Here is a 17,593-nt window from a genome sequence, read left to right on the forward strand (position 1 = left end):
CACGCGAACGGAGCTTTACATGCGCGTTTACTACGACCGCGACGCGGACCTGAACCTGATCAAGGGCAAGAAGGTCCTGATCATCGGCTATGGCAGCCAGGGCCGCGCCCATGCGCTCAACCTCAAGGATTCGGGCGCCCAGAACGTGCGGATCGCGTTGCGCGAGGGCTCGACCACCGCGCTCAAGGCCGAAGCGGACGGCTTCACCGTCATGAACGTGCCCGACGGCGCCGCCTGGGCGGACCTGATGATGATGGCGACGCCGGATGAACTGCAGGCCGACATCTATCGCGAGCAGATCGCCCCGCACATTCGCGACGGGGCGGCGATCGCCTTCGCGCATGGGCTGAACGTGCATTTCGGGCTGATCGAGCCCAAGGACAGCGTCGACGTGCTGATGATCGCGCCCAAGGGGCCGGGCCACACCGTGCGCGGCGAATATGTCAAGGGCGGGGGCGTGCCCTGCCTGATCGCGATCCATCGCGATGCGTCGGGCAACGCGCACGACATGGCGCTGTCCTATGCATGCGCGGTCGGCGGCGGCCGGTCGGGCGTCATCGAGACCAATTTCCGCGAGGAATGCGAGACCGATCTGTTCGGCGAGCAGGTGGTGCTGTGCGGCGGGCTGGTCGAACTGATCCGCGCCGGGTTCGAGACGCTGGTCGAGGCCGGCTATGCGCCGGAGATGGCCTATTTCGAGTGCCTGCACGAGGTCAAGCTGATCGTCGACCTGATCTATGAGGGCGGCATCGCCAACATGAACTATTCGATCTCCAACACGGCCGAATGGGGCGAATACGTCTCCGGCCCGCGCATCATCACCGATGAGACGCGCGCGGAGATGAAGCGCGTCCTCAACGACATCCAGACCGGCAAGTTCACCTCCGAATGGATGCAGGAGTACAAGTCCGGCGCGGCCCGTTTCAAGGGCATCCGCCGGGTCAATGACGCCCACCAGATCGAGCAGGTCGGCGAGAAGCTGCGCGGCATGATGCCGTGGATCGGCGAGGGCCGGCTGGTCGACAAGGAGAAGAACTGACGGGCGGGTCGTTCGTGGGTCGTGGGACGACGGTCGAAAGGACATCGACCGACGACCGACTGCCTTATCCAGGATCGAACCCCGCAAACCGCTCCATCAGCCGCCGCGTGTCCGCCTCGGTCCAGTTCAAGGGGCGGGTGACGGCCAGCCAGGCGGGTATGTAGTCCTCGGCGATGTAGCGGTGGCCATATCCGCGGCGGATGTTCTGCGAGATCGCCATGTCGAGGGCGAGCTGGAACAGCGTGACGAAGGGGACCCACCGAAGCTGCGGCGAGACGTCGAAGGCAGGCGGCTCGGTCATCCATTCGGGCTCGCGCAGCGCCGCAAGGGGATTGAAGAAGACAATCGGGTCGCTGCCGTATTGCAGGAACAGGACGCGCACCGGCCCCCATTGCGTGTCGTCGGCCGCCGCGATGCCGCGCTGATTGGCAAAGCGGACCACCGAACTGTCGCCGACGACCGGCAGGTGGAACGGGCTGGCATGGTTGCGGCTGAGCGTTGCCTGGCGCCAGAGGTCGCTGGCAAAGGGCGGGCCCGCCCATAGCGCCCCGTCGATGGGAGCGCCGAGCATCTGCAGCACATCGACTGAGGCCATGGAGACCAGCGCGCCCTGGCTGATGCCGTGCAGGTAGAGTTCGGGCCGCGCGTCCTCGGGCAGGTCCTTCCAGTGGTCATAGACGCGGTCGAACAGGGTCGCGGCCTGTTCAAGGCCCGCATCGGTCTCGAAGACCAGCGAGATCCAGCTCACCAGATAGGAGTACTGCACCGCGACCGTGGCGATATCGCCGCCATGCATGAATTCGAGCGGGTCATGGGAGCCCGCATCCAGCCAGCCCGAGCCGACGGGCATGGCGATCACTAGCACCTGGCGGTCGAAGGCGCCCGTGCGCAGCATCTCGGCGAAGGCGAGCTCGGTGCGCTCGGCGGGCGTGGGCGCCGAATTGCGGCCGACATAGATGCGGATCGGTGCTTCGGCCGGGCGGCCGGTGAACTCGGCGATCTCGGCGGCACTCGGGCCGCTTGCCACGAAGGCCCGCCCCCAGCGACCCATATCGGTCCACGCGACCAGCGAGGCGGCGCTGCCGCTGCGGGTCGGTGCGTCGGGGCGTGCGACACCGGGTACGAACATGGCGGACGCCTCGCCATAGACGTCGTCGGCAAAGGCCAGAAAGCGCTGGATGACGAAGCCGTCGACCAGCGCCCAGCTTCCATAGGCGACAAGCGCAATACCGGCGACATTGGCAACGCGTCGCGGAATGAAGCGCTGCAATTGCCGCCGCGCGGTGTCCATCAGAAGCTGGACGCCCCAGCCCGCAACCAGAAGCGGAATGAACACGGCGATAGCGATCAGGGCGGTGTAGAGCGGATGCGCCTCGTCCACCGGCAGCATGCCGACGCGCTCGCGAATCGAGTTCTGCCACTCCGCCGCGCGCTGCAGGAAATAGATCGCGATGCCAACGGACATGACGCCGAAGCCGGCATGCAGAACGCGCGCGGTCAGGCCCTGTGCCACCGGCAGTTCCATGTAGCGCCACACGAACATCAGGAACTGCCCCAGCCCGTAGCCGAGCGCGGCGACGACGCCTCCCAGAACGCCCTGCAGGACGAAGTCGCGCGGGATCAGCGACGGGGTGAGCGAAGCGGCAAAGAAGATCACGCCGATCAGCAGCGAGAACCAGGACAGCGACAGGCCTCGGGATGCCGGGCCGGGGCGGGCGGCGTGTCGGTCTGTGTCGGCGTCGGGCGTCATCGTGTCCGTTCCATCGCCCGGCAGGCGCTCGCGATCAAGGCATCGGCGGCGAAGATGGCGGCCGGCGTGTTTTGCTCTGGCAACCGTGCGGCCCGAAGCTATCTTCGATAACGGCAAACGAACACCTGAACGAACACTTGCGTGGCCGCGCGCCGGGGTCTGGGGAAAGCGGGGATGGTTGGATGGTCATGAGAGGCGGGCGGCCCATCGCGCGCGTGGGCGGTGCCGCGCCGGTGGCGCTTGCCGCCATGGTTGCGCCGGTGGCCGCGCAGGCGGACCCGCCCTTCGGGCTGTCGGCGGCCGAATGGCGCTTCACCGAGGCGCTGGCGCTGATCGTGCTGGCCTGCATTTTCGTGCCGCTGTCGCGCTGGCTCGGTCTTGGCCCGGTGATCGGCTATCTGGTGGCGGGCCTGGTGGCCGGCATCGCGCTGGCGACACCGCTGACCGAAAGCCCCGAGGCGCTGCTCAATTTCGCGCAGTTCGGGATCGTGCTGTTCCTGTTCGTGATCGGGCTCGAATTTCGCCCCGCCCGGCTGTGGGAGATGCGCGGGACGATCTTCGGGCGCGGGCTCGTGCAGCTTGTGGCGACCAGTTCGGCGCTGACCGCGACCGCGCTGGCCTTCGGGCTTCAATGGCAGGCCGCGCTGGTCGTCGGCACAGGGCTTGCCATGTCCTCGACCGCGCTCGTCGCCAAGGCGCTGGACGAGGCGGGCGAACGGTCCTCGCCGTTCGGGCAGACGACCATCGTCATGCTGCTGGTCGAGGACCTGTCGATCGTGCCGCTGCTGCTGATGGTGGCGCTGCTGGCGCCGGGCGGCGGGGCCGAAGCCTCGCTGGCCGCCAATGCGGCGGCCGTCGCGACGGGCATCGTGGCGATCGCGCTTCTGATCGCGGTCGCGCGCTACGCGCTCGATCCGATGTTCGCCATCCTCGCCCGTTCGCGGGCGCCCGAGGTGATGGCGGCGGCGGCGCTCGGCGTCGTCATCTTCGCCTCTCTGGTGATGGCGCTTGCCGGCCTGTCCTATGCGATGGGCGCCTTCATCGCCGGCGTCATGCTCGCCGAATCCTCCTACCGGCACCAGGTGCAGGCCGATATCGAGCCGTTTCGCGGCCTGTTCCTGGGCCTGTTCTTCCTTGCGGTGGGCATCTCGCTCGACCTTGGCGCGGTTGCCGACAACTGGCTGATGATCCTGATTGCCGTGCCCGTGCTGGTCACCGTCAAGGGGGCGGCGGTCTATCTGGTCAACCGGGCCTTCGGCACCGCCCGCGACAAGGCGCTGCGGCTGGGTTTCGCGCTCGCCCAGCATGGCGAGTTCGGCTTCGTGCTGTTCGCGGCGGCGGCCGCGTCCGGCATCATCGACCCGCGGACGGCGGCGGTGCTGGTCGCCATCGTCACCGTGTCGATGGCGCTGTCGTCGCAGAACGAGCGCCTGTTGCGGCGGTTCCTGTCGCAGCCGGCGCCCGAAACCATGGAGGAGGACTTCGCCGACGCGGGCGGGACGGCGCTGATCATCGGATTTGGCCGGTTCGGCCAGATGGTGGCGCAGCCGCTTCTGGTGCACGGCGTACCGGTGACGCTGCTGGACGCCGATGCCGACCGCGTGCGCGAGGCGGGGCGCTTCGGCCGGCGCGTCTATTTCGGCGACGGCGCCAGCCGCGACGTGCTGCAGGCGGCCGGCGCCGCCGATGCCAGGCTGATCGCGGTGTGCACCGACCGGCCGCAGACGACCGACGCGATCGTCGCCATGGTGCGGCGCGAGTTCCCGCAGGCACGGGTGGTCGCGCGCGCCTATGACCGCATCCACGCCATCCAGCTCGCCCAGGCGGGAGCCGACGATGCGGTGCGCGAGACGGCGGCGGCGGGCGTCGAGATGGGCGGCCGGGCGCTGGCGCTGCTCGGTGTCGACGAGGCGGAGCGCAAGGCGGTGATCGCCACGGTGCGCGAGCGCGACCGCAAGCGGCTCGAACGCCAGCGCGAGGCGGTGGCCGGCGCGGCCGACCGCAAGGCGGCGGTCGCCGCGATCATGCCCGAACCGGTACGCGGCGCGGGAGATGCGGGTTCGGCGGATCGCGAACCGTCACCCGGTCAGGGTTCCAATGAGCCGTAGTGCCCGTCCAGCCGGTCAAGAACCTTGAGGCCTTCGCCCACATCCGCCCGGTCGGCCCGCAGAAGGAAACGCGTTTCCGCATCGCTCTCGGCGATCGCCCGCGCGGCGAATTCCTCGAACATCTTGTTCAGGCTCACGCCGCGGCGGGCAGCGAGGTTCTTCAGGCGTTCATGCTGGCTTGCAGGAAGGCGGATTGTCAGCGTTGCCATTCGTCCATCTCCTTGAGCTCCAATACCTCGCTTGCGGTGCCCACGGCGATGTCGGGGAAGTGCAGTTGTCCACCCAAGAGATCGCGCTTGTTGGCTGTCGCGATTGCCCGCGCATTTCCCGCCACTGCCAATTCCAGCAGGTGGTTATCAGCTTCGTCGGGCAGGTTCGGTCTGAGCAAGAAGTAAACCGGCGTCCAGACACAGACGGACATAAATGCATCGAACAGCGTTTCGATCTCCTTCATCGAAACGGGGCTGTTTTCGAACAGCGCAGGTCGCGCGAGCACCGCCTCGTATTCGTTGTAAAGAGCATTGCCCATCAGCGGAACCATCTGGCCTTCAAGGCACAATCGCAGCAATTGCCGTGGCGATCCTGCCGCATTCATGATGGCGGAAACGAAGATGTTGGTGTCGACCACCACACGCATTTTGACAGCATATATGCTGTCAACTGCACCGGTCAACATTTGGCAGCTTGAGATCGGCCCGATAGAATGCGGGCGCCGGAGCGCCCGCTTGATCATTGACGATGTTCGGGGCCCTATTCGGCCGGGACCATCGCGGTGGGGGCCGGCCGGTCCGAGGTGATCAGCTTGCCCGACAGCCGGAAGAAGGTGCGGATGGTCAGAAGCTGGATCGCGACCAGCGGCACATAGGCCAGGTACCAGGCCACTGAGAACGGCTCCATCACGCCCAGGCCGACCAGGCCGGGGTTGATGACGAAGTTGGCGAAAACGAACAGGGCGACGCCGGGGCAGATCAGCGCGAACGAGCCGGGCGATTTCTCGGGTCCGGAGACATAGGTCTCGAAGTAGCGCGTGCGCTTCATCACGGCATAGCCCAGCACGCCGAACAGGAGCTGCACCGCGAACAGGGTGATCAGGAAGGCGAACTTCTCGCCGGCCAGCCATGCGACGCCGAAATTGTGATCGAGCGCCATGTTCATCCGGTAGAGGGCGATGCCGATGACGGTGATGAAGGGGATGATGATCCACAGGGTCGGCACGGTCTCGGGGTTGGCTTTGTTCTCCAGCATCGAGCGGAAGCCCATGAACAGGAACATCAGGCCGAACAGGACGGCCGCCGAGACGAAGAAGGCAGCGCCCGAAAAGCCGATCACCGAGACGACGGGATTGTGGCTCATCGCGGCTGCGGCCGAAAAGCCGACGCCGACCATGGCGAAGGCGAAGACCGACAGCATCTGCGACAGCGAATTGTTCTTGGCGCAGTCGAAGCCGCCCTCGACGATCATCTGCGTCATGAAGCCCGAAAACAGGCGCAGCGCGTAGACGCCGATCGCGGCGAAGCCGGCGAGCGCGAAGGGAAACAGCCATTCGGCGCGTTCCCACAGGCCCGGCACGAAGACCGCGCCGACGATGAAGCCGACATTGATGACCATCGCGTAGGTCAGCGGCACGGCCATGATCGCCGAGCCGGTGTTGGTGCGGCGCATGGTGATCGCCGCCTCGGTCGGGTGCCAGTCGCGCAGGCGGATAACGTTCCAGATCACGAGCCGCACATGCAGCACCGTGAAGACGGCGATGCCGGCCACGGCGATGGCGATCAGCGCGTTCATGGCGAGCGTGCCTTCGGCGAAGGCGGCGGCGAGCGTGGTGAAGGAGGGGATGGGCTGGCCGGCATGGGGCGTCATCCACATCAGATACATGAAGAACGAAACGGCAAGACCGCCCGCGCCGAGCGCCGCCAGGAAGTAGAGCGGCTGCCAGGCCGGGGCCGGTTGCGAGGTTGGGTGTGACATGGGATCGGTGACCTCCGTTGGTATATGAAATATCGTTTATATTCATGATTGCTTATGTAATTGATCCATGTCAAACGCGTTGCCGAACGGGCGCCGCCGCGCCGGCCACCGGCATTGCCGGGCGCGGGCATGGCTGCGTCAGGGGCGAGAATTGCGGTCGGAGCAGCGGCCCAGCAATGGTATGGGCGGGCCATGGTGCTGCGCCTTGATTCGACCGATCTGAGGATCGACGACGGTCGGCTCGCCTTCCAGGCGGCCCATCGCGATGCGATCACGGCGCATTGGGCGCGCGCCAGCGCCGAAAAGCCGCGTCTTTGGAACGGGCCGCAATTCCTCTTTGCCGAGGTTGCGTGCGAGGATGGCGTGCTGCGGGCGCGGGGCCATCGCACCGATTTCGCCACGTTCCTTTACTGGCGCGCCAACCAGGCCGGCTCGGGTGTCGTCCACATCACCGGGACCTCGCTGCCGGTGACCGCCGACGGCGCGCTGCTCGCGGTGCGCATGGCCGGACACACGGCCAATGCCGGTCAGCTCTATTTCCCCTCGGGCTCGCTGGACCTGAACGACGTCGCCGCCGACGGGCGGGTCGACGTGACGGGCAATATCCGGCGCGAACTCGAGGAGGAGACCGGCCTTGCCCCGCCGATCGAGGCGTTCGACGCGGACTATCGGGCGGTGCGGACCGATACGGTGTGGTTTCTCGCCCGGCGCTGCCGGCTTTCGCTCACATTCGACGAATGCGAGAGGCGGGTGCGCGCGCACCAGGCCAAGACCGGCGACGACGAGATCGCCGGCACCGTCGCCATCCGCACGAGGTCGGAGGCGGACGCGCTCAAGCCGCATGCGCGCGCGCTGGCGCTGTGGCACTTCTCGGACAATGCGGGCGCGCGCGCGATGGGCGCGGGACCGCCAGGGCGCGCTTGAAACGGTCTTGCGCCGGCAATACCGTGGCACGGCGTGCCGGCCCCATGTGCCCGCCGCGGGTGCGATGCGTCTGCATTGGGGGCTTGTGCCGTCGGGGGCGGCTGGCGCATAAGCGTCGGCCATGTCCCATGCCTATGCGATCTACGACGTTTTCACCCAGACGGCTTTTGCCGGCAATCCGCTGGCGGTCGTCTTCGACGCCGAAGGGCTGGACGATGCGGCGATGGGACGGATCGCGCGCGAATTCAACCTGTCCGAGACGATCTTCCTGATGCCGCCGGCAAATCCCGCGCACAGCTGTGCCGCGCGCATCTTCATGCCGGCCGGTGAATTGCCGTTTGCCGGCCACCCGACGGTGGGCGGGGCGATCGCGCTGAGCGAACGCGATGGCGGGCCGATGGACCGGCTGATGGTGATCGAGGAGGCGATCGGTCCGGTGCGCGTGGCGCTGCATGGCGGTGCCGTGCCCTATGCCGAATTCGACCTGCCGCGCCTGCCGGAAGCGCAAACGCCGGTGCTCGACACCGGCGCCGTGGCGGCAGCGCTCGGCCTTGCGCCAAGCGAGATCGGTTTCGAGAACCACGTGATCAGCCAATGGGATGCCGGCGTGCCGTATCTGTGCGTGCCGGTGGCCAATCGCGAGGCGATCGCCAGGGCGCGCTTCGACGAAGCGGCGTGGCTGGCGCATTTTGACGGGTTCGACCCGCTCGACGTGCTGTGCCCCTACCTCTACTGCCGGCAGAGCGTGGGCCACGACAGTGCGTTCAGCGTGCGCATGTTCGGACCCCATCACGGCATTGCCGAAGACCCGGCGACGGGTTCGGCCGCCGCCGCCTTTGCCGGCGCCATCGAGCGCTTTGACGGGCTGGCCGAGGGGCCGAACGCCTGGTGGATCGAGCAGGGCATCGACATGGGGCGGCCGTCCAGGATCAGGCTCGAGGCGACCGGCCGCAACGGGACGATGGATGCGGCGCGCATTGGCGGCCATGCGGTCAAGGTCGCCGAGGGGCGCTTGCTGATGTGAGCGTGGAACCCATGCCGCCCGCCGCCGTTGCCCGCAAAGGCAACCCGGAGGACCCGGCATGGCTTCCATCACCGATGCAAAGATCGTCATCGTCGCCACACACGGCTTCGAGAAATCCGAGCTGTTCGTGCCGCTTCGGACGCTGCGCGAGAAAGGCGCGACCGTGGATGTCGCCTCGCCGCAGAGCGGAGCGATCCGCAGTTGGGACAAGGACGACTGGGGCGAAACCGTCGCTGTCGACAAGACGACCGAGCAGATCGACACCGACGCCTATGACGCGCTGGTCCTGCCCGGCGGGCAGATCAATCCCGACCTGCTGCGCGTGGACGCGGCGGTGATGCGCCTGGTCGGCGCCTTCATCGGCTCGGGCAAGCCGGTCGCGGCGATCTGTCATGCGCCCTGGCTGCTGGCCGAAGCCGGCGCCGTGCGCGGGCGCGGGCTGACATCTTACCATTCGATCCGGACCGACATGGTCAATGCCGGCGCCGACTGGCGGGATGAACCCGTCGTCGTCGACGACGCGATCATAACCTCGCGCAATCCGGGCGACCTCGACGCCTTTGTCGCAACGATCGTGCGGGCGATCGAGGAGGAATGGCACGCCGAACGCACACGCGCGGCCTGACAATCGCGCACCGGGTCGCCGGTTAAGGACGGTCGCCGCAGGGCCGTCGCGATCGCTGCAAGGGCCTCATCGTCCGCCTTTACACGGCCCGATGCCCGGCCTAGATAAGCATGGGCCGGGTGTGTAGCTCAGATGGTAGAGCAGCTGACTCTTAATCAGCGGGTCCAGGGTTCGAGTCCCTGCTCACCCACCAAGGATTCCAGGCACTTGGCCGTGTCGGACCCCGCCGCCGTCCAGGCTTGTCGCGGCCCGGCCATCGGTTTCGGCCATGTCCCCGCCGGCCCAAGGTCGCGCTGTGCGGCTCCCCGGCCCGCACGGTCACTCGGTCCGGCCGGCCAGGCTCTCGACCAGCGATTGGCGCATCTTGAGGTGCTCGCTCGCTTCAACGATGACGCTGTCGTCCAGTGACGGCGGGGACAGATCGACCCCGCGCGACAGGCGTTTGGCGATCGTCTTCATGGCCGCAATGCGCGCGTACTTCTTGTCATTGGCCGGGATCAGCGTCCAGGGCGCCCCTTTGGTCGACGTTCGCTCGAACATCTCATTGATCGCCAATGCGTAGTCATCCCACCGCCTGCGGTTCCTGAAGTCCTCGAAGGAAAGCTTCCATCGTTTCATCGGGTTGCGCAAGCGCTCCTCGAACCGGGACAGCTGCTCTTCCGGCGTGATGTGGAAGAAGAGCTTGACGAGGCGTACGCCATCATCGGAAATCATGCGTTCGAACTCGTTGATCTCCCGATACGCCGCGCGCCAGCGCGGTTCGGGTGCATAACCCTCCACGCGCTCGACCAGTACCCGTCCATACCATGATCGATCGAACGCGGTGATGGCCCCTCGGGGCGGCAACCGTTCCATGAAGCGCAGCAGGAAATGCCTTTGCATGTAGTAGTCCCGCGGCGCTCCTATCGGCCAGACCTTGAAGCTGCGCGGATCGAGCGCCGCCGATATCCGGCGTATCGCGCCGCCCTTGCCGGCGGCATCCCATCCTTCGAAGACGATGACCGCCGATCGCCCTTGGAAGAGGTAGGCCTGCTGGATCTGGGCAAGTTTGTGCTGAAGGGCGGCAAGCCTCTTGTCATACTTCCGGCTCCCAAGAGCCAACGACAGATCCGCATCGTCAAGACGCGGGCGCGCGCCCGATCTGGTCGTGTTCAACGTCAACCCTCGCGACAGGCCATCCGGCTGGTTGCATGCATGACTACTCCCTCATCGGCGTCGGCGGCAACCGGCAAAGGTGATTGGCTCGCCCGCCAGCAGGACAGCCCCCCTCGTTTCTCTCCGGCAAACGCATGACGTCACGGTGTGCCGGCGGCCGCCCTCACGCCATGCGGCAGGCGGCGGAGCAGGCGGTCGCGGCCACGGTGCGGCTCCGGGCCTTGCTTCCCGCCGTCACCGAAACGCTTGCGCATATGCGGCCACCGGTGCCCGCGTCCGGCGCTTTTCATCGCCGCCGACTTGGCCCATAGTCCAGGGATCGCGGCCGCCATGGGCGGCTTGCAGGTTGATTCAACGATAGGCGGCAAGTCCCTGTTTCGCATGAGTTTGGTCCTCCATGGCTGAGGCGGTGACGGTTCTGCGCGGGCGGCTGTTGTGGTTCGCCCGCGAGCCCGAGGGCGCCGACGATGCGGCCGCCTATCGCTATGTCGAAGATGGCGGGCTTGTCTTCGCGGACGGGCTCATCGCCTGGGCCGGAGACTGGTCCGACCTGCCCCTCGCCTGGCGCGGAACCGATCATGCCGACCACCGGCCGCATCTGATCATGCCGGGCTTCATCGATCCGCACATCCATTTCCCGCAGGGGCAGGTGGTCGCCTCCTATGCCGGCTCGCTGCTTGAATGGCTGAACGGTTACACATTCGTCGAGGAGCAGAAATACGCCGATCCGGCCCATGCGGCGGCGATGGCGACGGCGTTCTGCGACATGCTCCTCGCCCATGGCACGACGAGCGCGGTCGCCTTCGGCTCGGTGCACAGGGCTGCGGCGGAGGCGCTTTTCGCCGAGGCCGAGCGCCGGTCCATGCGGATCGTCGCCGGCAAGGTGATGATGGACCGCAACGCGCCCGAGGCGCTCACCGATACCGCCCAGAGCGGCTATGACGACACGAACGCGCTGATCGCGCGCTGGCACGGGCGCGGGCGGCTCGGTGTCGCGATCACGCCGCGCTTTGCGCTGACCTCGACCGAGGCGCAACTGGAGGCGGCCGGCGCGCTGCTCGCCGCGCATCCCGACTGCCTGATGCAGACCCATCTGAGCGAGAACACCGCCGAGATCGAGACCGTGGCGGGCCTGTTCCCCTGGGCGCGCGACTACACCGATGTCTATGACCGGTTCGGGCTTCTGTCCCCGCGCAGCCTGTTGGGCCACTGCATCCATCTTGGCGGGCGCGAACGGGCCCGGCTGGCCGAGACGCGGTCGGTCGCCGTGTTCTGCCCCACCTCGAACCTGTTCCTTGGCAGCGGGCATTTCGATCTTGCCGCGGCGAAGGCGGCCGGCATGCGCCACGCCGTCGCCACCGATATCGGCGGCGGCACGTCCTGGTCGATGCTGCGGACGCTGGACGAGGGCTACAAGGTGCTCAACATGCAGCACCAGCGCTATCACCCGCTGCGTTCGTTTCATCAGGCAACGCTCGGCAATGCGCAGGCGATCGGCATGGCGGGCAGGATCGGCACGCTGGCCGCGGGCAGCGAAGCCGATGTCATCGTGCTCGATGCCGCCGCCACGCCGGCGATGGCGCTGCGCATGCAGACCGTCGAAACGCTCGCCGAGGAACTGTTCGTGTTGCAGACGCTGGGCGACGACCGCGCCGTGGCGGCGTGCTACGTTTCCGGCTCGCCGGCCCGGGGCGGAACGATCCGGTAGCCGAACTCCTCGCTCGCCCGCGTCAGCGCGTGGAAGAAGGTGCGCGCATAGGAGCGGAAAACCAGCAGGTCGAACGTCTGCGCGTCGACGCGCTGGATCTGCGCGAGAACCGCGTGATGGCTGGTCGCAAGGCCCTTGGCGACCGGAAACGCCTTTTCGGCGAAATCGATGGCGAACAGCTTGGCAAGCACCGACGTGCCCGCCTCGCCGGCGATGCGCAGGCAGGTGCGGCCATGGGCGAGGTCGACCACGGTGGCGTTGGCGCTCACCGCGCGCGTCAGCCTTTCGGCGAGGCTCGGGTCCTCGGCGATCACGGTCCAGCGGCCCGGGGCGTGCTGAAAGCCCTGCGCGGCCTCGCCGACCGCATCGCGGCGCTTGGTCACGGCAAGGCCGGTGGCGCGCTTGATGGCGTTCGCCGTCTTGGTCTCAAGGCCCGGCCAGGCGCACACGTCGCAGATGGCAAGGCCGAAGCGCTCGCTCAGCGCGACCTGCGCGCCGATGGCCAGATTGCCGTATTCGCCCGGCAGCAGCGCGTCGGCGATGGGCGACTGGGCGGTCGCGGCCATGACCGGGGTCGATATGAAGGGCTCAGCCATGCATGCGGTCTCCGGACGGGTCGACCATGACGTGGCGGACGATCTCGACGGGCACATGGCTGGCGCTGCGCACCGGGTCGGTCGCATAGAGCCGGGCGCCAAGGCGCGCGCGTCCCGAACTGACCAGCGCCAGGCCGATATAGCGGTCATGGACCGGCGAATAGCACATCGCGGTGACATGGCCGAGGCTGGGGCCGGGCTTTTTCGGATTGGCGCTTTCGACGATGTGGCTGCCGCCATGGAACTTCTCGCCATTGATCGAGACCACGCCGACAAGCGCCTGCCGCGTGATCGGCACCAGGCCCAGCCGGTCCATCATCGCCGAGCCGATGAACGGTTTCTTCGTCGACAGCATCCAGTCCAGGTTGAGATCGCGCGCGGTGGTGCGCCCGTCGATCTCGGCGCCGGTGACATGGCCCTTTTCGATGCGCAGCGCGCCCAGCGCCTCGAGGCCGTAGGGCAGAATGCCCCAGGGCTCGCCCGCCGCGATCAGCGCGTTCCACACATGGGCGCCATGATGGGCGCCGCAATAGACCTCATAGGCGCGCTCGCCGGAAAAGGAGAGCCGGCAGATCATCACCGGCACCTCGGCGATGCGGCCGTGGACGATGCCCATGGGCGGCAAGGTGAGGTTGTCGACATCGGTGTCGATGACGATCGCGGCGAGAACGTCGCGCGAATGCGGGCCCGCGACCGCCATCGCCGCCCACTGGTCGGTGACGGAGGTCAGGTGGACGCGGATATCGGGCCAGATGACGTTGAGATAGTATTCCAGATGCTGCATCACCGGGCCGGCATTGGCCGTCGTGGTGGTCATCAGATAGCGGTCCGGGGCCAGCCGCCACGTCGTGCCGTCGTCGAAGACGAAGCCGTCCTCGCGCAGCATCAGTCCGTAGCGCGACTTGCCGACGGGCAGCCGGGCAAAGCCGTTGGTGTAGACGCGATCGAGGAATGCGGCGGCGTCCGGGCCCTGAATGTCGATCTTGCCGAGCGTTGACACATCGACGATGCCGACGCCGCGCCGCACCGTCTTGGCTTCGCGGATATAGGCCTGCTCGACGCTTTCCTTCCAGCGATTGTAGCATTCGGGCCGCTGCCAGTGGCCGGCCGCCACCATGCGGGCACCGTTCTTGACGTGCCAGTCATGGATGGGCGTGATGCGCTCGGGATGCAGATCGCCGAAACGTTCGGCGGCGATCGAACCCAGCGAGACCGGCGTGAAGGGGGGACGAAAGCGCGTGGTGCCGACCTGCTCGAGCGGCCGGCCCAGCGCATCGGCCAGGATCGCCTGGCCGGGCAAGCTGGACGTCTTGCCCTGATCGGTCGCCATGCCGAGCGTGGTGTAGCGCTTGACGTGCTCGACCGAATGGAACCCCTCGCGATGGGCCAGGCGCACATCGTCGGCGGTGACATCGTGCTGAAAGTCGACGAAGGCCTTGCCCGGCGCGCGCACCTCGTAGACCGGGGCCGGAGCCGGCGACAGCCCGGCACCGAACACGAAATCGCCGGCGGCGGCGCCGTGCAGGCTCAGATCGCGACCGTCTTCGGGCGCCAGAAAGGCCTTGAGCGTGTCGTCCCAGCGCGGCGCGCCGCCGGCATGGCTCGCCAGGTGGATGGCCGGCGACCAGCCGCCGGACATCAGCAGGCAATCGCAGGAGATGCCCTCGGAGCGGCCGGTGGGCCGCCGGGTTCGATGGTCGAACGGGGCGACCTGGATGGAATCGAGCCCGCCCGTACCGGCGGTCGCGACCACCGCCTGGCCGGTGCGCAGCCTGGCGCCGGCGACAGAGGCGATCGACCGGGCGCCGCCGGAAACCTCCGAGCGCAGATCGATGATCGTGATGACATTGGCATCGCGCGCCTTGAGCGCGATGGCGCTGGTATAGGCGCTGTCATTGTTGGTCACGATGGCGATGCGCTTGCCCGGCAGCACGCCATACATGGCCGCATAGCGCTGGGCGGCCGAAGCGAGCATGACGCCCGGCCGGTCGTTGCCGGGAAACACCAGCGGGCGCTCGAAGGCGCCGGTGGCCAGCGCCACATGGCCGGCGCGGATGATCCACATGCGCTGGCGGGCTTCGCCCGGCGCGCGGTCGCGGCGATGGTCCGATACGCGTTCGAGTGCGGCGACGGCGTTGCCGTCATAGATGCCCCAGGCGGTGGTGCGGGTCAGGATCTGCACATTGTCCATCGCCTGAAGCTGGGTGATCATGGCGCTGATGTCGGGATCGCCCGACCAGCTCGCATAGCCGCCAAGGGTGGGATCGATCTCGCAGACGATCACGCGACGGCGCTTGCGGGCGGCCTCGAGCGCCTGGACGATGCCGGGCTTGCCGCCGCCGACGACCAGCGTATCGCAATGGGCGTTGACGCGATCGTAGCGGCTGGTGTCAGACTCGGTGCCGGCCCTGCCGAGGCCGGCGGCGCGGCGAATCTGACGCTCGAAGGCCATCCAGGTGCGCGTGCCGCCGAACGGCCAGCGGGCCGGGCCCATGAAGGTCTTGTAGTAAAACCCCGCCGCCAGCGCATCGCCACCGAGCTGGTTGAGCGCTCGCATGTCGAAATCGAGCGAGGGAAACCGGTTCTGGCTCTCGCAGACAAGCCCGTCATGGATCTCGATCTCGGTGGCGCGGATATTGGGTTCGCGGGCGCCGTCGCCGAGCACGGTGACCAGCGCATTGGGCTCGTCGACACCGGCGGCGACGATGCCCCTCGGACGGTGATACTTGAACGACCGGCCGACCACCGACACGCCGCCGGCGATCAGCGCGGAGGCGAGCGTGTCGCCGGCAAGACCGAAATACTGCTTGCCGTCGAATGTGAAGGTGATCGACTTGCCGCGCTCGATCACCTTGCCGCCGCTGGGGCGCCGATAGCCGCTCACTGGCTCACCTCCGGGGCGTACAGCGTTGTCTCGGTGATCTCGTGCGTGCGGGTGTCGCGGACCACGCGCAGATGGCTGCGGCAGCCGCCCGCATGCTGCCAGATCTCGGCATGGCTGCCGGCCGGATTGCGCCGGTCATAGACATGGCGGTCCCAGGCTTCCTGGTCGGTGGAGCCGTGCGCGGGTCGGGCGGCGGCCCTGGCGGCATCGCCGTGATAGGTGAATTCGGCCAGATCGCGCGGGCCGCAGAAAGGGCAGGGGATGATCATCTTTCACCCTCTCCCCGAGGTGCGAGCATCCCATCGCTCGCCCTTCGAGGCTCGCTGCGCTCGCACCTCAGGATGAGGGGACGCGATGCGAGCGACGAAGGGCGAGGGTGCGAGATGACGGGCTCGATCAATGCTTCCAAGGCGTCGCTCCCTGGCCCTTCTCGTCGAGCACGTAGCCTCGGTAGAACCTGTCCAGCGAAAAGGCGGCGTTGAGCGGGTGCGGCTCGTCGGTGGCGATGGTGTGGGCGAAGCAGAAACCGGAGGCGGGCGTCGCCTTGAAGCCTCCATAGCACCAGCCGGCATTGAGATACATGCCCGGCAGCGGACCGGCGGTGATGATCGGCGAGCCGTCCATCGACATGTCCATCACACCGCCCCAGGAGCGCAGCAGCCGCAGCTTGGCAAAGGCCGGAAACAGCTCGACCACCTCGCTCATCACGTCCTCGACGATGGGCAGATTGCCGCGCTGGGCATAGGAATTGTAGCCGTCGATATCGCCGCCGAAGACCAGCCCGCCCTTGTCGGACTGCGAGATGTATAGGTGACCGCCGCCATAGGTGACCACGCAGTCCAGGCACGGCTTGACGCTTTCGGTGACGAAGGCCTGCAGCACGTGGCTTTCGATGGGCAGCGCGTCGATGCCGGCCATGGCGAGCACGCGGCTGGTCGAACCGGCGACGGCGACGCCGATCTTGCGCGCATAGATGTCGCCGCGCGTGGTGTTGACGCCGGTCACGCGGGTGCCGTCGCGGATGAAGCCGGTGACCTCGCAGTTCTCGATGATGTCGACGCCGCGCCGGTCGGCGGCGCGGGCATAGCCCCAGGCGACGGCATCGTGCCGGGCCGTGCCGGCGCGCGGCTGTTCGAGCCCGCCCAGGACCGGCAGCCGCGACGAGCCGGCCAGGTCGAGCGCCGGCATGCGCTTGCCGAGCTCTTCGGGCCGCACGAAGCGCGCATCGACGCCGTTGAGCAGCATGGCGTTGCCGCGCCGGGCCGCCTCGTCCTCCTGGGCCGGCGTGTGGAACAGGTTGATGATGCCGCGCTGGGAGAACATGACATTGTAGTTGAGCTCGTGGCTGAGCGTCTCCCACATCTTCATGGAATGCTCGTAGAAGGCCGCGTTCTCGGGCAGAAGGTAGTTCGAGCGCACGATGGTCGTGTTGCGCCCGATATTGCCCGAGCCGAGCCAGCCCTTCTCAAGCACCGCGACATTGGCGATGCCGTGCTCGCTGGCGAGATAATAGGCCGTCGCCAGGCCGTGGCCGCCGCCGCCGACGATGATGACATTGTAGGCGGGCTTGGGGTCGGGCTTGCGCCATAGCGGCTTCCAGTGCTCATTGCCGCCGAGCGCGTTTCGAATGACTTGCAGGGCAGAATACTCTGCCATGGCCTATGTCCCCTGGGCGTTTCGGGCCGGAACCGGTTGACCGGCGACGAAGTCTTGGGCGATGCATCGCCTGCTTTCCCATCATTGCTACGACGCGGCGCGCCCGCGCCGCAAGCTCTGCCCGGCTTTTCCGGTTCACCAAATGTGATATGGCTC

15 protein-coding genes and 1 tRNA gene are annotated in these 17,593 nt (G+C 67.4%); 7 read left to right on the plus strand and 9 right to left on the minus strand.

Annotation, left to right across the window (positions count from 1 at the left end; translation table 11 throughout):
* Nucleotides 1-19 precede the first annotated feature (19 nt).
* Complete coding sequence (gene ilvC / locus RBB34_RS03365; protein WP_306117774.1) at nucleotides 20-1,039, plus strand: ketol-acid reductoisomerase; 1,020 nt, start codon at nucleotides 20-22, stop codon at nucleotides 1,037-1,039.
* A 64-nt stretch (nucleotides 1,040-1,103) separates the two neighbouring features.
* On the opposite strand, the gene RBB34_RS03370 is transcribed toward ilvC, so the two are convergent.
* Nucleotides 1,104-2,789 (minus strand): alpha/beta-hydrolase family protein, encoded by a 1,686-nt coding sequence (locus RBB34_RS03370; RefSeq protein ID WP_306117775.1) that lies wholly within the window; start codon nucleotides 2,787-2,789, stop codon nucleotides 1,104-1,106.
* A gap of 182 nt (nucleotides 2,790-2,971) precedes the next feature.
* On the opposite strand from RBB34_RS03370, the gene RBB34_RS03375 reads away from it, so the two are divergent.
* Nucleotides 2,972-4,897: a cation:proton antiporter gene (locus RBB34_RS03375; protein ID WP_306117776.1), complete on the plus strand. Its 1,926-nt coding sequence runs from the start codon at nucleotides 2,972-2,974 to the stop codon at nucleotides 4,895-4,897.
* Here RBB34_RS03375 and RBB34_RS03380 read toward each other — a convergent pair.
* The 3 genes from RBB34_RS03380 to RBB34_RS03390 form a co-directional block, all read right to left on the minus strand.
* A complete protein-coding gene (locus tag RBB34_RS03380; RefSeq protein WP_306117777.1) occupies nucleotides 4,876-5,106 on the minus strand; it encodes a ribbon-helix-helix protein, CopG family in 231 nt (76 codons plus the stop codon). The two genes, RBB34_RS03375 and RBB34_RS03380, sit on opposite strands and share 22 nt — an antisense overlap.
* Entirely contained in the window at nucleotides 5,094-5,534 is a 441-nt protein-coding gene (locus RBB34_RS03385; protein WP_306117778.1) for a putative toxin-antitoxin system toxin component, PIN family, read from the minus strand. Before RBB34_RS03385 ends, RBB34_RS03380 begins: the two co-directional genes overlap by 13 nt.
* A gap of 113 nt (nucleotides 5,535-5,647) precedes the next feature.
* Nucleotides 5,648-6,865 (minus strand): hypothetical protein, encoded by a 1,218-nt coding sequence (locus tag RBB34_RS03390; protein ID WP_306117779.1) that lies wholly within the window; start codon nucleotides 6,863-6,865, stop codon nucleotides 5,648-5,650.
* Between the two features lie 129 nt (nucleotides 6,866-6,994).
* Here RBB34_RS03390 and RBB34_RS03395 point away from each other — a divergent pair, with 129 nt between their 5' ends.
* The 4 genes from RBB34_RS03395 to RBB34_RS03410 all read left to right on the plus strand — a co-directional run bounded on the left by RBB34_RS03395 (nucleotide 6,995) and on the right by RBB34_RS03410 (nucleotide 9,631).
* The gene (locus RBB34_RS03395; protein ID WP_306117780.1) at nucleotides 6,995-7,789 is read left to right on the plus strand and encodes an NUDIX hydrolase; all 795 of its coding nucleotides are present in this window, start codon (nucleotides 6,995-6,997) and stop codon (nucleotides 7,787-7,789) included.
* 121 nt (nucleotides 7,790-7,910) lie between these two features.
* Nucleotides 7,911-8,813 (plus strand): PhzF family phenazine biosynthesis protein, encoded by a 903-nt coding sequence (locus tag RBB34_RS03400; RefSeq protein ID WP_306117781.1) that lies wholly within the window; start codon nucleotides 7,911-7,913, stop codon nucleotides 8,811-8,813.
* Between the two features lie 58 nt (nucleotides 8,814-8,871).
* Nucleotides 8,872-9,438: a type 1 glutamine amidotransferase domain-containing protein gene (locus tag RBB34_RS03405; RefSeq protein WP_306117782.1), complete on the plus strand. Its 567-nt coding sequence runs from the start codon at nucleotides 8,872-8,874 to the stop codon at nucleotides 9,436-9,438.
* A gap of 117 nt (nucleotides 9,439-9,555) precedes the next feature.
* Nucleotides 9,556-9,631 (plus strand) — tRNA-Lys (locus tag RBB34_RS03410).
* 125 nt (nucleotides 9,632-9,756) lie between these two features.
* Here RBB34_RS03410 and RBB34_RS03415 read toward each other — a convergent pair.
* Entirely contained in the window at nucleotides 9,757-10,593 is an 837-nt protein-coding gene (locus RBB34_RS03415; protein ID WP_306117783.1) for a polyphosphate kinase, read from the minus strand.
* Nucleotides 10,594-10,990: 397 nt separating this feature from the next.
* Between RBB34_RS03415 and guaD the strand changes: the two genes are divergently transcribed.
* The gene (gene guaD / locus RBB34_RS03420) at nucleotides 10,991-12,301 is read left to right on the plus strand and encodes a guanine deaminase (RefSeq protein ID WP_306117784.1); all 1,311 of its coding nucleotides are present in this window, start codon (nucleotides 10,991-10,993) and stop codon (nucleotides 12,299-12,301) included.
* Here guaD and RBB34_RS03425 read toward each other — a convergent pair.
* The 4 genes from RBB34_RS03425 to RBB34_RS03440 form a co-directional block, all read right to left on the minus strand.
* A complete protein-coding gene (locus RBB34_RS03425; protein WP_306117785.1) occupies nucleotides 12,259-12,897 on the minus strand; it encodes a sarcosine oxidase subunit gamma family protein in 639 nt (212 codons plus the stop codon). The genes guaD and RBB34_RS03425 overlap by 43 nt on opposite strands.
* Nucleotides 12,890-15,781 carry a 2Fe-2S iron-sulfur cluster-binding protein gene (locus tag RBB34_RS03430; protein WP_306117786.1) on the minus strand — a complete coding sequence of 964 codons (2,892 nt, stop codon included), beginning with the start codon at nucleotides 15,779-15,781 and terminating at the stop codon, nucleotides 12,890-12,892. The genes RBB34_RS03425 and RBB34_RS03430 overlap by 8 nt, the downstream gene beginning before the upstream one ends.
* Nucleotides 15,778-16,050: a sarcosine oxidase subunit delta gene (locus RBB34_RS03435; protein ID WP_306117787.1), complete on the minus strand. Its 273-nt coding sequence runs from the start codon at nucleotides 16,048-16,050 to the stop codon at nucleotides 15,778-15,780. Before RBB34_RS03435 ends, RBB34_RS03430 begins: the two co-directional genes overlap by 4 nt.
* Nucleotides 16,051-16,177: 127 nt before the next feature.
* Nucleotides 16,178-17,437: a sarcosine oxidase subunit beta family protein gene (locus RBB34_RS03440; RefSeq protein WP_306117788.1), complete on the minus strand. Its 1,260-nt coding sequence runs from the start codon at nucleotides 17,435-17,437 to the stop codon at nucleotides 16,178-16,180.
* Nucleotides 17,438-17,593: the final 156 nt, after the last annotated feature.

This window comes from Roseitalea sp. MMSF_3546 (genome assembly GCF_030732865.1).
Taxonomy (GTDB): Bacteria; Pseudomonadota; Alphaproteobacteria; order Rhizobiales; family Rhizobiaceae; genus Roseitalea.

Coding starts and splice junctions, on each gene's coding strand:
- RBB34_RS03380 (WP_306117777.1), bottom strand. CDS start 5,106: ATGGCAACGCTGACAATCCGCCTTCCTGCAAGCCAGCATGAACGCCTG.
- ilvC (WP_306117774.1), top strand. CDS start 20: ATGCGCGTTTACTACGACCGCGACGCGGACCTGAACCTGATCAAGGGC.
- RBB34_RS03425 (WP_306117785.1), bottom strand. CDS start 12,897: ATGGCTGAGCCCTTCATATCGACCCCGGTCATGGCCGCGACCGCCCAG.
- RBB34_RS03370 (WP_306117775.1), bottom strand. CDS start 2,789: ATGACGCCCGACGCCGACACAGACCGACACGCCGCCCGCCCCGGCCCG.
- RBB34_RS03385 (WP_306117778.1), bottom strand. CDS start 5,534: ATGCGTGTGGTGGTCGACACCAACATCTTCGTTTCCGCCATCATGAAT.
- RBB34_RS03390 (WP_306117779.1), bottom strand. CDS start 6,865: ATGTCACACCCAACCTCGCAACCGGCCCCGGCCTGGCAGCCGCTCTAC.
- RBB34_RS03435 (WP_306117787.1), bottom strand. CDS start 16,050: ATGATCATCCCCTGCCCTTTCTGCGGCCCGCGCGATCTGGCCGAATTC.
- RBB34_RS03440 (WP_306117788.1), bottom strand. CDS start 17,437: ATGGCAGAGTATTCTGCCCTGCAAGTCATTCGAAACGCGCTCGGCGGC.
- RBB34_RS03375 (WP_306117776.1), top strand. CDS start 2,972: ATGGTCATGAGAGGCGGGCGGCCCATCGCGCGCGTGGGCGGTGCCGCG.
- RBB34_RS03400 (WP_306117781.1), top strand. CDS start 7,911: ATGTCCCATGCCTATGCGATCTACGACGTTTTCACCCAGACGGCTTTT.
- RBB34_RS03395 (WP_306117780.1), top strand. CDS start 6,995: ATGGCTGCGTCAGGGGCGAGAATTGCGGTCGGAGCAGCGGCCCAGCAA.
- RBB34_RS03405 (WP_306117782.1), top strand. CDS start 8,872: ATGGCTTCCATCACCGATGCAAAGATCGTCATCGTCGCCACACACGGC.
- guaD (WP_306117784.1), top strand. CDS start 10,991: ATGGCTGAGGCGGTGACGGTTCTGCGCGGGCGGCTGTTGTGGTTCGCC.